The sequence below is a fragment of the Gemmatimonadota bacterium genome, from assembly GCA_016209965.1.
Classification (GTDB): Bacteria; Gemmatimonadota; Gemmatimonadetes; order Longimicrobiales; family RSA9; genus JACQVE01.
In genome coordinates this window covers 1-12,825 of the sequence record JACQVE010000146.1, presented here as the reverse complement: position 1 = coordinate 12,825, position 12,825 = coordinate 1, and the positions used below count along the sequence as shown (strand labels likewise).

General features: G+C 66.9%; 8 protein-coding genes. 6 read left to right on the top strand and 2 right to left on the bottom strand.

The features are described from left to right. The first annotated feature begins 54 nt into the window (after nt 1-54). The 5 genes from HY703_06080 to HY703_06060 all read left to right on the top strand — a co-directional run bounded on the left by HY703_06080 (nt 55) and on the right by HY703_06060 (nt 8,510). A complete protein-coding gene (locus HY703_06080; GenBank protein MBI4544740.1) occupies nt 55-345 on the top strand; it encodes a hypothetical protein in 291 nt (96 codons plus the stop codon). A 111-nt stretch (nt 346-456) separates the two neighbouring features. After that, a complete protein-coding gene (locus HY703_06075; GenBank protein MBI4544739.1) occupies nt 457-1,074 on the top strand; it encodes a polysaccharide biosynthesis/export family protein in 618 nt (205 codons plus the stop codon). A 16-nt stretch (nt 1,075-1,090) separates the two neighbouring features. After that, nucleotides 1,091-3,508, top strand: a complete 2,418-nt coding sequence (locus tag HY703_06070; GenBank protein ID MBI4544738.1) for a polysaccharide biosynthesis tyrosine autokinase — start codon at nt 1,091-1,093, stop codon at nt 3,506-3,508. 334 nt (nt 3,509-3,842) lie between these two features. Then, a complete protein-coding gene (locus HY703_06065) occupies nt 3,843-7,313 on the top strand; it encodes an Ig-like domain-containing protein (protein ID MBI4544737.1) in 3,471 nt (1,156 codons plus the stop codon). A gap of 678 nt (nt 7,314-7,991) precedes the next feature. After that, entirely contained in the window at nt 7,992-8,510 is a 519-nt protein-coding gene (locus tag HY703_06060) for a hypothetical protein (GenBank protein ID MBI4544736.1), read from the top strand. Nucleotides 8,511-8,530: 20 nt separating this feature from the next. On the opposite strand, the gene HY703_06055 is transcribed toward HY703_06060, so the two are convergent. Both HY703_06055 and HY703_06050 read right to left on the bottom strand, forming a co-directional pair. Next, complete coding sequence (locus HY703_06055; GenBank protein MBI4544735.1) at nt 8,531-10,309, bottom strand: hypothetical protein; 1,779 nt, start codon at nt 10,307-10,309, stop codon at nt 8,531-8,533. Beyond that, nucleotides 10,306-12,081 carry a hypothetical protein gene (locus HY703_06050; GenBank protein MBI4544734.1) on the bottom strand — a complete coding sequence of 592 codons (1,776 nt, stop codon included), beginning with the start codon at nt 12,079-12,081 and terminating at the stop codon, nt 10,306-10,308. Before HY703_06050 ends, HY703_06055 begins: the two co-directional genes overlap by 4 nt. Before the next feature lie 386 nt (nt 12,082-12,467). Here HY703_06050 and HY703_06045 point away from each other — a divergent pair. Then, nucleotides 12,468-12,825: UDP-N-acetyl-D-glucosamine dehydrogenase (locus HY703_06045; GenBank protein MBI4544733.1), on the top strand; the 358-nt coding region annotated here is incomplete at its 3' end.

The window sequence follows — 12,825 nt, the reverse complement described above, 5'->3', positions numbered from 1 at the left end:
GTCGTCCAGGTCCTGTGCGGCCAGTTGGGAGCGAGGGGATAGGGGCCGCGAAGCGTGCGCGGTGGCACGGATTTTCACAACCACCTGGTCCCCGGTGTCGATGACGGAGCCCGTGATCTGGACGAGTCGGCCGCCGCGCTGCGTCGCTTTCAGCAGCAGGGTGTCACCCAGCTCATCACCACGCCGCACGTCGATGCTTCGCTGGCCGAGCGACCGGAGGCGCTGGCGCTGCGCCTCGGGCAGCTCGACCGGCCAGCGCCGCTTCCGGCGCCGCTTCCGGGTACGCGCAAGCTTGCCGGACTCGATGCTCTTGCTCTACTTGCCGCAGCGGGAGCGCCGGCCTAAGTTGCGATCTGACCGGGGCATAACCGTGTCGCAGGGCCAGCTCCGGCGATCCGAATTCCTGACAACTCGCACTTTCCGCTGGTCATGACAGAAATATCCCGATGCACTTGGTTGCTCGCCCTGCTCCTGTCGGCCAGCTCGTTGGCGCTGGCGCAATCCAAATCCATGCCTGCGCTCGAGGCCGAGCCGGGGGGCGAATACCTGCGCGCCGGCGACGTCATCAAGCTGGTCGTGTGGCGCGAGCCGGATATGACGGGCGAGTTCCCGGTGCACGACAACGGCGTAGCCGTGCTTCCCAGGGTGGGCGCTTACGACGTCACCCGGGAAACAGCCGCGTCGCTGAAGGCGCGGCTGGTGGAGGAACTCGAGACCTACCTCCGCGATCCGGTGGTGGATGTCATCGTGTTGCGGCGCGTGAAGATCCTGGGCGCCGTGCACCGACCCGGGCTTTACAGCCTGGATCTGACCATGTCGCTCGGCGACGGGCTTGCGCTCGCAGGCGGGGCCACGGGCGTAGGTCGGCGGGACAGGATCGAGATACTTCGTGACGGCGAGCGCATCGTAGCGGAGCTGAATGAACGGACGAGGATAACGGATTCGCCGTTGCGCTCGGGCGACGAGGTCTACGTGCCGGAGCGAAGCTGGCTGGCCCGTAATTACGGCGTGGCCGTGAGTATTATGACCACGGGTGTGGGAATCATGCTGGCTATCATTCTAAACAAAAACTGACCGTGGCCGAAATTAGATGAACAGCATAAATCGTGTAGTCTCGATTCCACCGGCTCGCCGGCAGGAAGAGGTCCGGCTTCGCTCCCTGTGGAACGTGGCGCGCCGGCACCCGCTGCTCAGTTTGGGGGTGCCCGCCCTGGTCCTGGCGGCGACAGTCCTGTTCCTGATCACGACCGTCCCGGTCTACGAGGTGGCGACCTCGATCCGGGTGGACGAACGGAAATCAAACATTGCCGTGCTGGATGCGCTCGAGACCCTCAGGTCGGGCAGCCAGATCAACACTGAAATGGAGGTGCTGCGCAGTCGCACGCTGGCCGAAGTCGTGGTGGATTCGCTGGGATTGCAGGTAGTCGTGAGCAAGCCCCGCCGCAGCCCGCGCAGCTCGATGCTGTCGCTGCTGGAAGTGACCCGCTCGGCTCCGGCGGCACGGTATCGCCTGCGGGGGCGAGCAGATGGGCGCTTCGAGGTCCAGGGCGAGTTCCGCGAGGAGGGCGGATTCCTCGCGCGCAAGCGCGTTGTGGCTTACGGCGACGTTGGTGTGGGCGAACCGATCACCCTGGATGGGCTTCGTCTGGCGCTGGCACCGGCAGCCGCGCGCCACGAGTTGCTGGAGTTGAGCGTGGCCTCCTTCCCTTCTGCCGTGAAGCGGCTTCAGCGTACGCTCTCCGTGGCGCGGCCGAACCGGGAAGCGGACATCATCGTCGTGCGCTACGAGGGAACTGATCCCGAGCTGGTCCGCGACGTGGCGAACGCGACCGCCCGGCACTTCATCGGGCAGCGCCAGCGGGTTCAGAAGGCGGAGGCGCGGAGCACGGTGGACTTTTTGAACGACCAGATCGCCGCGCTCACGCAACAGCTCACCACGTCCGAGGAGGCGCTCCGCTCGTTCCGGGAGGGGGAGGCCGTGGTCAGCCTGGAGGCGGAAGCCACTGCGCAGGTGAAACGGTTGGCCGAGATGCAGGCGCAGCGCGACATGGTCGAGGCCGAGCGGGCGGCGCTGGTGAAGCTGGTCCGCGAGGTGGAAGGCTCGAGTCCGGCGGCGCGCGGCGTCGAGGCCTCGCCCTACCGGCGGCTGATGGCCTTCCCCACCCTGCTCAGGAACGCCGCCGCTTCCGAGCTCCTGCGCTTGCTGGCGGAGGTCGAGAACGCGCGCGCTTCCCTGCTCAACCGGAGGACCCTGCAGGATCCGGATGTCCAGGTACTTACGGTCCGCATCCATGAGCTGGAGGACCAGCTTCGTTCTATCGCTACCACGTATCTCTCTGGCCTGACCAGTCAGGTCGCGTCGCTGAACGAGGCCCTGATGGCCTTCCGCGACGAACTGGCGGGGATCCCGGCCAAAGAAATCGCGTTGGCGCGGCTGCAGCGTCAGGGCAAAGTGCTGGGCGAGGTCTACGCGCTCTTGCAGACACGGCTCAAGGAAGCGGAGATCATGGCCGCGGTGGAGGACCTCAGTGTGAGGGTCGTGGATCCGGCCATCTCGCCTCTCCGGCCCATCAAGCCGCGCAAGCCGCTCAGCCTGGCGCTCGGGCTGCTCTTCGGTCTGGCTCTGGGCCTGGGCATGGCGTTCGGGCGAGAATATCTGGATACCAGTGTGCACACCCGCGAGGACCTGCAGCTCGCCACAGGGCTGACTGTGCTGGGGCTGATTCCGCGCATCCGAGAGGCAGCTTCGCCTAATGGGCGCGGCTGGCGCATGCCCGGAGCGCCGGCCCGAGACGGCACGTCCATCGAGCCGCGGCTGGTCACGCACCGCGATCCGCGAGGTGCAGTTTCCGAAGCGTATCGCAACCTGCGCACGAACATCACTTTCTCTTCTCCGGAGCGCGCGCTCAAGACCCTGGTCTTCACCAGCGCCATGCCCGGGGACGGCAAGTCGACCACGGCCACCAATCTCGCCATCACGCTGGCCCAGCAAGGGGCGCGCATTCTGCTGGTGGATGCGGACCTCCGGCGCGGCTCGCTGCATGAGGTGTTCGGCAAGCTGCGGGAACCAGGTCTCTCCGAGGTGCTGCTGGGCAGGGAGCCCGTCGAAGCTGCAGTGCAGGGTATCGACGTGGGCGACAGCGGCGTGATCGACCTGCTCAGTACAGGCGTGCTGCCGCCTAATCCCGCAGAGCTGCTGGGCTCCCCGCGGATGCACCGGCTGCTCGAGCAACTGCAAGGCTCGTATGACACGGTGATCCTGGACGCGCCTCCCCTCAACGTCGTCACCGACGCCGCCGTGCTGGGAACCAACTCGGACGGCGTCTTGCTGGTGGCCCGCGCCGGCGTGACCGACCGCGACGCCCTGGCCTATGCCATCGAGCAGCTTGGCAACGTGCGTGCCCCGGTACTTGGAGCTGTGCTGAACGACGTCGACCACAAACGACAAGTGCATTACGGCTCGAGGGCTTCGTACGCCTATTATTACGCGGGCAAGAAGATCGGCTAGCCTGGATTTCCACGCCAGCCGTTCCTTACCGTGGGAAGCCAGGCTAGGCCGCTGCTGCTGCCGCATCCGAGCTCATCCCATCGGCATCATCTTCCATAGTCCTGCCCACAAGCCGGGGGCCGGGGGTCGCCGCGCGCCGCCGGTGGTGGAGTGCGGCACCGGGCGGCCCACATGGTCCTCGAGCCTGGCACGCGCCGCTCCCGAACATGCCGTGGGCGCACCCAGACGAGCCAGCGGCCGGCGAATAGGGAAATGGGTTGGCTGGACCGCCTCGAGTGCTGTCTGCGTCCACCTCCTTGCCGCCTGCGATGGCCCGACAGATTTGGCTGGCCCGGTGCGAGCCGTCCGGGTCGTGCCGGCAGTGGCGCTGGTGGTTGTTGGCGAGACGAGGCAGCTCGGCGTGCAGCTCCAGGACGCGAACGGTATGCAGCTCCCGAATCGGCCGGTACAGTGGGAGAGCTCCGACACATCGGTTGCCAGCGTCGATAGCCTCGGTCTGGTAAGCGGAGTGATGGAAGGCCAGGTCACCCTGGCCGCGACCGTAGACGGAGTGACGGGCACGGCTGAGGTGAAAGTTGTGAGCGCGCCCATGGCTGTCGGCCGAGAGCACGTCTGTGCGGTCACTGTTGAAGCTACGGTGCATTGCTGGGGACGCGGGTCGAACGGTCAACTCGGCAATGGCGGCCGGAGCAACGCAGAGGTACCGGTCGCGGTGCTGGCGCAAGAGCCCATGGGCGCCGTGACGGTGGGCGGGGCTCATAGCTGCGGCTTGACCATGAGTGGCGACGCCTTTTGCTGGGGTCTCGGTACACAGGGGCAGCTTGGGGCGGGAGGATCCGCAAGTAGCGCGATACCGGTTCTGGTTTCGGGCGGCTTGAGGTTTACCTCGCTCAGCGCCGGCGGCCAGCACGCTTGTGCCGTGGCGGTAGGGGGCAGCGGCTACTGCTGGGGCGCTAATGGATTCGGGCAGGTAGGTAACGCGTCGGCGATAGCGCAGGGCGTGCCCGTCGAGATTAGCGGTGGGGTTCGGTTCACCGTTGTCAGTGCCGGCGACGAACACTCCTGCGGCATCGCCCTGGACGGCGCTGCCTTCTGCTGGGGCCGAGCCGTTGACGGACGCCTCGGCTATGGCGGCTTCCAGGACCGGGACGTGCCCATCATGGTGCCAGGCGGGCGGCGCTTTGTCACTGTTAGCGCGGGTACAATGCACACCTGCGCTGTCACGCTGGACGGCGCTGCCTTCTGTTGGGGGCGCGGGACGGAGGGGCAGCTTGGGAATGGGCAAGCGGTTAACCAGACGTTGCCCGTTGCGGTAAGTGGAGCACTGAAATGGCGGTCGATCAGCGCCGGTGGATTGCATAGCTGCGGCGTCACACTGGCGGGTGAAACGTACTGTTGGGGGTTCGGTGGGTTCGGCCAGTTGGGCGCTGGGCCCAGCTCGCGGCAAGCGCAGCCGGTGCGCGTGGCCGATCTCCCGGCCGTGGTGTCAGTTTTGGCGGGCCAGGCGCACACCTGCGCCATCGCAGCGGAGGGGGTGGCCTACTGCTGGGGCTTCGGTGTGTCTGGACAGCTCGGCAACGGGGATGCAGCGCCTGCAGGAGTGCCATCGCGCGTGCTCGGGGACGTCCCCTATACCTCGCTGGGGAACGGGCTCGAGCGACTTCGCGCCGGGAGCGAGCACAGTTGTGGTCTGACCGCAGCGGGCGCTGCTTACTGCTGGGGCGATGGCAGCAGCGGTGAACTCGGCAGCGGCGCGAGCACGGCGTTGGCGCCCAGCGCAGTGTCGGGAGGTCTGACATTCTCGGCGGTCAGCGTGGGTACGCAGCATACGTGCGGGCTAACCTCGATGGGCCATGCCTACTGTTGGGGCGAAGGCAGCTTTGGCCGGCTGGGCGCGGGATCGCTGGCCAGCAGCAACGTTCCAGTAGCGGTTTCGGGTGGGCGGAGCTTCGCCGCGCTTGCCGCTGGAGGCGTGCATACGTGCGCTCTCGCGGGGAATGGGCAGGCATTCTGTTGGGGCTGGAACTTCCACGGCCAGTTGGGCAACGGATCGGCAGAAACGCAGCGCGAGCCGACGCCGGTTTCGACTGCACAGAGGTTTGCCCTGCTCAGTGCCGGCGCCTTTCACACCTGCGGCATCGCGCACGACCTGGCCGCCTACTGTTGGGGCCGTGGTGCCCAGGGAGAACTCGGGAACGGCAGCTATCAGGACAGCAAAGTGCCTGTGGCGGTGGTGGGAGGGCACAGGTTCACCAATCTCACTGCTGGTTCCGAGCATACCTGCGGGCTGGCGGTGAGCGGCGAGGCCTACTGCTGGGGGAGGAACGGCCAGGCGCAGCTCGGTGACGGGACGCTGACCAGTCGCAATCGGCCCGCGCTGGTGAGCGGTGCTCATTCCTTCGTAGCCGTAAGCGCCGGCGGCTTCCATACTTGCGGGATCACGCTGGATGCCCGTGCCTTGTGCTGGGGCAGGGGAGCGGAGGGCCAGTTAGGCGAGGGCGCGTCCACGCTGCGGGGGAATCCCAGCCAGGTTTCTGGCCAGTTCGCGTTCGCCACCGTGTCAGCGGGACTGACGCATTCCTGTGGCATAACCGAGGAGGGAGCGGCCCGTTGCTGGGGAAGTGGTGCGGTGGGGCAGCTCGGCACGGGCAATCGGAGTGGGAGCCTGGTGCCCGTGCCAGTCGCCGGCGGGGTCACCTTTGCTTCTCTGGGTCGGCAGGAGAACCCCGAATGTGGTTCCGCGAGCTCGCTGGCCTACTGCTGGGCGACACGCCCGGAGCGCGTTGACGGGGTCGTGAACCTCGCCGCCGTGGCGGCCGGGCAGGGGCATAGCTGCGGCGTTGCCGCGCCAACGGGCGTTTACTGCTGGGGACGTGGCGATGAGGGCGAACTTGGAGATGGAAATCGCACCAGCAGTTCTGCACCGGAGGCCGTGGCAGGGAACCTCGCCCTGATCCAGGTAAGCGCTGGTGGCCGACACTCGTGTGGCACGACGCAGGATGGCACAGGATATTGCTGGGGGCGGGGAGAGGAGGGGCAGTTGGGCCATGGGCCGCCCCTGAGTAACACGACGCCGATCCAGGTCCAGGGAGGCCTGGGCTTCGCTTCCATTACGGCCGGCGGCCGGCACACCTGCGGCGTAGCGGGAGGAGCGGCTTACTGTTGGGGGCAGAATGGCTTTGGGCAGATTGGCAATGGTTCTTACATTGCACAGGGCGCACCCGTGGAGGTGCACGGAGGGCTGAGTTTCATCATGCTGAGCGCCGGGGCGGACCACACCTGTGGGCTCACCCCCGAGGGGGAGGCGTACTGCTGGGGTCGTGGCAATGACGGCCAGCTCGGAAACGGGATCAGGGGAGAGTTCGACCTCCCCGCCCCAGTGCTTGGTGGGCATCGCTTCACCACGCTGGACGCGGGGAGCGCGCACACCTGTGCCATTACCGCAGAGGGCGACGCTTATTGCTGGGGTCGTGGCACCGAGGGGCAGCTCGGTAATGGTCAGCAGGTGAACGAAGTGGCGCCGGTGCGCGTGGGCGGTGGACTTGCCTGGCGAGCGATCAGCGCGGGCGGGTTGCACACGTGCGCCCTGACGGAAAGCGGTCAGGCACATTGCTGGGGCTTCGGCGGGTTCGGCCAACTGGGAAGAGGCGGGACGCTGCTCTCTACGACTCCCGCCCGGGTGGACCGCCTACCGCTCATGCGCGGGCTTGATGCGGGGCAGGCCCACACCTGCGGCGTGGCCTCTGACGGCACAGCTTACTGCTGGGGATTTGGCGGATTCGGGCAAATTGCACCCCGCAAATAGCTCCTCTCAGCAGGTGGCGGCAGCGCGGGTGCCCGCGGCGTGCAGCTCGTGAAGAGGCGGAAGTTTCAGCTCCCACCGATTCTGTCACTCCTCGCCCCCCTCTGCGGCGCGTGCGGAGAGCTGACTGTCCCGGACCTGCCAGCGGGTTTTCTTGCTGTCGGGGCTGGCGATTTCCACACCTGCGCCGTGGCGCAAGGTGGCATCGCCTACTGCTGGGGTTCCAACCGGTCCGGCCAGTTAGGGAGCAAGGCCGGGGCGCAAACCGCCTGGCCCGTACCCGTGGAGGGCGAACTCCGCTTCAGATCGATCAGCGCGGGCTTTGCTCATACTTGCGGAATCACGCTCGACGGCTCGGCTTACTGCTGGGGTCTCGGTTCGGACGGTCAATTGGGGACCGGGTCCAGGGAAACCCGCGGGCGGCCGGCAACCGTCTCGGCCAGTTGGAGTTGGCGAGCCCTCAGCGCGGGGCACGGACACACCTGTGGCATCGCGCTCGACGGCTCGGCCTACTGTTGGGGGAACAACCTCTATGGACAGTTGGGGAGCGGGTCCACCGAGGACGCGCTTCACCCCGTTCTCGTGGTGGGGGGACTCCGCTTCGTCTCCATCGCTGCCGGGCACACCCATACCTGCGGTGTAACGACAAGCGGGAGCGCCTACTGCTGGGGCGATAATCGCGTGGGGCAGCTTGGCACGGGAGATTTGCAGAGTACCAGCGTGCCCGCCTTCGTGCCCAGCCCCTGGGCCGCTGTGGTCGTGAGCGTGGGGTCCCAGAATGCGTGTGCGCTGACCCTCTCAGCCGTGCTCTACTGCTGGGGTTCCAACGATCGCGGACAGCTCGGCGTTCCGGGCGTGCAGATGTCGGGCAGCCCACTGCCCGTTGCAGGCGGGTTGACGTTCTCAGCCATGAGCGCGGGCAGCGACCACCACGTTTGTGGCGTATCTGCGCAGGGCCAGGTGTTTTGCTGGGGAGAAGGCGAAGACGGCCGCCTGGGGAACGGAGCCCTGGAATCCAGCGCCATGCCAGTTCCAGTCAGCGGTGCCCTCCTCTTTACCAGCGTGAGCGCCGGATTCCGCCACGCCTGCGGCGTCAGCGAGCAGGGCCTGACATATTGCTGGGGGTACGGCGGCTCGGGGCAGCTTGGCAGCGGCGGTTACGTAACCCGGACAATACCAGCGCCCGTCCAGGGCCGCTGACCGAAGTTTGCGCGAGCTGTTCAAGGCACGTCCCGCCGGCCGAGTTCGCGCTCCGGCGACTGCTGAGCCGCCAGGGAGGGCCGGGACGAAAATGGACGCCAGCTCAGGAGAAGCCGAAGGCCCCAATTCCAATCCTTGCGGAAGTTCCAGTTCACACCATCCAGACTGATAAAGTTGCGGTTCCGGCGCCTGGTCAGGTTAGTTTCCCAGCCGAGGTCGAACTGGCGCAGGAAAAAGAGCTGATGCACTCCGAAAGTCACAGCAACGTCGTGGCCGTGGAACCCGTAGTTTTCAGCCCAGGTCTCGTGATAGGCGTCATCGTCGTAGCCCACCCGCTGCCCGTACAGCCCGAGCCGACCCCAGCCAGTGAGCACGTCAGCGCCCAGGATCTGAGACTCCGAGCCGGGGCCGATCGCGGCCCCCAGGATCTGCCCTCGATGGGTGTAGCCCTGCCGGATCGACGGGTGCGTGTAATAGGTGGCGGTGGGTTTCCCATTTCGAAAGCTGAGCGAGTTCTGGAGATTCGTGAGCTCGCCATAGACGCGAACCCAGCGCGAACCGCTCGAGGCCAACTTCTGGAAGCCCAGCGTGTACGCGGGGTCGCGATCGGTTTCCCGGCCCTCATCGCTGCCGTCCCAGTGGAATTCCCCCGGCACCCATTCGGCGTAGAGCTCGAAGCCGCTTCCGGGCAGCACCCAGCGTGCGGAGATGGCGAGCATCTGGGTGTCCACCGTGTCCGTCGGCGCCAGGTTGCGGTAGGGCTCCAGCAGGTAATCGAGGAGGCCGAAGCCCTGCGGGGGAACGTTGCGGAGGTAGACTCGGGCGGCACTCAGGAAGAGGCCGGGCAGCCAGCGCGGCTGAAAATCGGCAATGAATCCGGCCCAAAGGCGTTGGTCGTTTCCGGCATCTGCATCAAAGTAATCGGATTCGCTCAGGCGCCCCCAAAAAGCTTCTGCCTGCAGGTGACCGACGCGGACATCCAGGGGCCGGGATGTGCCCGCAAAGAAGTGAGGGAAGCCGGGCGCGTTGTTGCTCAGCAGAATGGGGTTCCGCAGTGCGGGCCCCCACCAGAGGCTCTCGTTGGACAGCCCCAACATGGCGCCGAACGCATCGACGCGGAGAGTGCTTTGTCCAGCGTCGACCGTCCAAAAGCCGGCCTCCCCGAATCGCTGCGGCCAATCGATGGTCGGCGCGTGCCACGGGTAGATGAAGCGGGAGTGGCCGGGCTCGGCCACGGGAAGGGTGCGGAACGCACTGTTTTGCTGATAGGCGAGGACCGGCGCCAGGGTGGCGGATACCCGCCACCAGCGCAAGATTGCGCCGCCACGGATACTGCTAGTCACGCCCCGGCCCGTCCAGACTGCGCCGTTGTTCTGCGCTATCGGGTAGGCGCTGTTCAGGGCATTGGCCCAGGTGAGGGGCAGCAGCTCGATCTGGACGGCGCGGTGAGCATTGCCGGACGCGTGCCGGCGCTGCCCGGGGAGGCCAGAGGCGCGCTCACATGGTGGCAGCGCGCGGTCGGACGAGGGCCGGCGGATCATGCGCGAGCGAACGGGCATCTGTCCGGCGAGCTCCGCCACGCGGTCCAGATCGCCTGCCCCCTCGTTCACGCCCGCCAGCGCCAGGAACGGCGTGCGTGCGCAGGCCGCGGGCGCGGCACGATCGCTGTCGCCCTGCTGCCCCGGAGCTGCACCAGGCAGGGCCGCCAGCAGGCAAGCCTGGCAAGCTGAGGCGATGAGCCCGCAAGTGCGGCGGCGTTTCCGGCTGGGTCTCACCGACGCAAACAGAAGATCCTTCACTCGGGTACCTGGTTCCCCTTGACAGGCAAATCCGCGGACCGGCCCCGGCGCAGTGCGATGGCAGCCTCCGGGTGCCAGGTGAGACGAAGTGCCACCGTCCAGTTCCCCTCCTCGCTAGGGTCCCACTGTCCGGCGCGTAAGCCCGAGAAATTGCGGTTCCGGCGTCGCTCATAACTGGCTTGCCAATCCAGGTCGAAGCTTCCCAGGAACACGGTGTGGCGCATCCCCGTGCTCACCGCCTGGTCACGGCCGTCGCGCCCCCGAGCGGCGTCGTTCTGAACCCAGGTCTTGAAGTAGGCGTCCATGCTGTACACGGTCTGACTGGCAAAAAGTCCGAGACGACCCCGACGAGTCAGCAGGTCTATGCCCAACGTCTGGCTGTTGGCGCCCGGACCAATCGCGGCGCCCAGCAACTGCCCGCGGTGCGTGTACCCCTGTCTGACCAGAGAGTGGATGTAAAAGCTGACCTGCTGGCGACCGCTGCGGAAGCTGCTCGAGCTCTGGAGATGCGTCATCTCTCCGTAGAGCCGCAGATTCCTCGGCCCCGCGCGCAAGAGCTTCTGGAACCCCACTGTATAGGCCTGGCTGTGGTTGGGCTCGCCCAGCAGATCTTCCACGTCAGCCCAGGTATCTTCGCGCGCCCACTCAGCGTAAGCCTCGAAACTGCTTTCTGGGAAGACCCAGCGAGCGGAAAGAGCTATAAGCTGATCATTCAAGGTGTCCACCGGGGCGATGCCGCGGTAGGGCTTGAGCAGATATTCGACCGGGCCGAGGCCGTCCGGGGGAATCGTTAACAGGTACATCCGGGCGGCGCTCAGGAAGAGGCCCCGGGGCCGGCGAGGCTGGAAACTGAAGATCATCCCAGTGAAGAGCCGGTGGTCGTTTCCGGCCTGGGCATCGAAGTAGTCTGATTCGCTCACCCGTCCCCAGAAGGCTTCCGCCTCAACTTCGCCCACCCGGATATTCCACGGCCGGGACGTGCCGGCGAAGGCATGGGCGAATCCGGGCCCGCTGTTGCTGAGCAGGAGGGGATTCCGCAGTGCGGGGCCCCACCACAAGTTCTCGTTCGAGACGCCCACGCTCACACCCAGCGCATCGAGCCGCAGCGCGCTCTGCCCGGCGTCGAAGGTCCAGAACCCCGAGTCGCCGAAGCGCTGCGGCCAGTCAATGTGCGGTCCGAAGGGCGGGAAGAGGTACTCGGAGTAGTTACGCAACTCGCTGTCCGCCGGGAGCACCTCCTTAGCGGGGACGATCTCGAAATCTCGGTTTTGCTGGTAGGCAAGCATGGGCGCGAGAACCGCAGAGACGGGTCCCCAGCGCAAAGTCACCCCGCCGTGCAGCGCCGTGGAGAGCCCGCGCCCCGCCCAGACGGCGCCATTGTTCTGGTCGACAGGGTAACCGGTGTTCAGCGTAATGTCCCAACTCAGCGGCAGCAGCTCGAGGCGGCGCGGGCCGTGGTCGGTCTGCACCGGGCGCAGCCGGCGCTCCCAGGGGAAGCCAAGTTGGCCGCTGCACGCGGGCAGCATGCGCTGGGAGGATGGCCTGCGGATGAGCCGCGAGCGCAGGGGCACGCGGCCGGCCAGCTCCGCTACCCGCTCGAGCTCCGCCAGCGGATCGGAAAGATCGGCGGGCGAGAGGTAGCTGGTCATGCCGCACACGGTGGTGCCGGCCGCCGGACCCGGGGCCGCCGCAGCTCGACTCTGCCCCGCTGCGCCCCGGGGTGCGAGCGACCCCAGACAGATGAGCAGGCTTATGCTGGACAGGTGCCTCATGCCAGAATGTCGGTCGTGAGCTCGAGAACAGCCGCGCTGCAGGCGAGTCAACCTGGATCGAACCTGGTGGAGAACCGGCCGAGAGGGGTCGCCTATCCCGTGCTGCGGCCCCCAAGCATATCGGAGGTGCCCGGGGCTGGCAAGAGCGAGAGCCGTAGTGAAGCAGCAGACTGGTGTGCTTGCGTTCGGGCGCAGCGGCTCTGCGGGCGCCAATGCGAGGCGGGCTTCGTTCTCGATCTCTTTCGCTGATACCCTCCCTGGACCCTATCGCTTCTGCGGGCGGCGGACGCCGTGCGCAGCGCAAACCTCGGTAACGGAGCACGAGTATGGGATCCAGTCCTGTTCGTGGGCAATGGCCGCCCTTCCCCTCAGCCGCTGCCGATCTCTTGGAACGCTTCGCCGATCACACCGCCGTAGTCGCGGTCATGGGGCTGGGCTACGTGGGCCTGCCGCTCGCAGTCGCCTTCGCCAGGGCCGGCTTCCGTGTGCTGGGCTTCGACATCTCGCCCGACGTCATCCGCGCAGTGCGTGAGGGCCGGAGCCATGTGGCCGATGTCGCATCCCCTATCCTCGCCGCCCTGGTAGGCGAGGGACTGCTGACCGCGACCGACGATGACTGCGCTCTCGCCCAGGCCGACGCCATCTCGATTTGCGTGCCCACGCCCTTGTCCAAGACGCGCGATCCGGACGTGAGCTACGTGGTGGCGGCTACGGAGGCGGTAGCGCGGACGTTGAGGCGGGGGC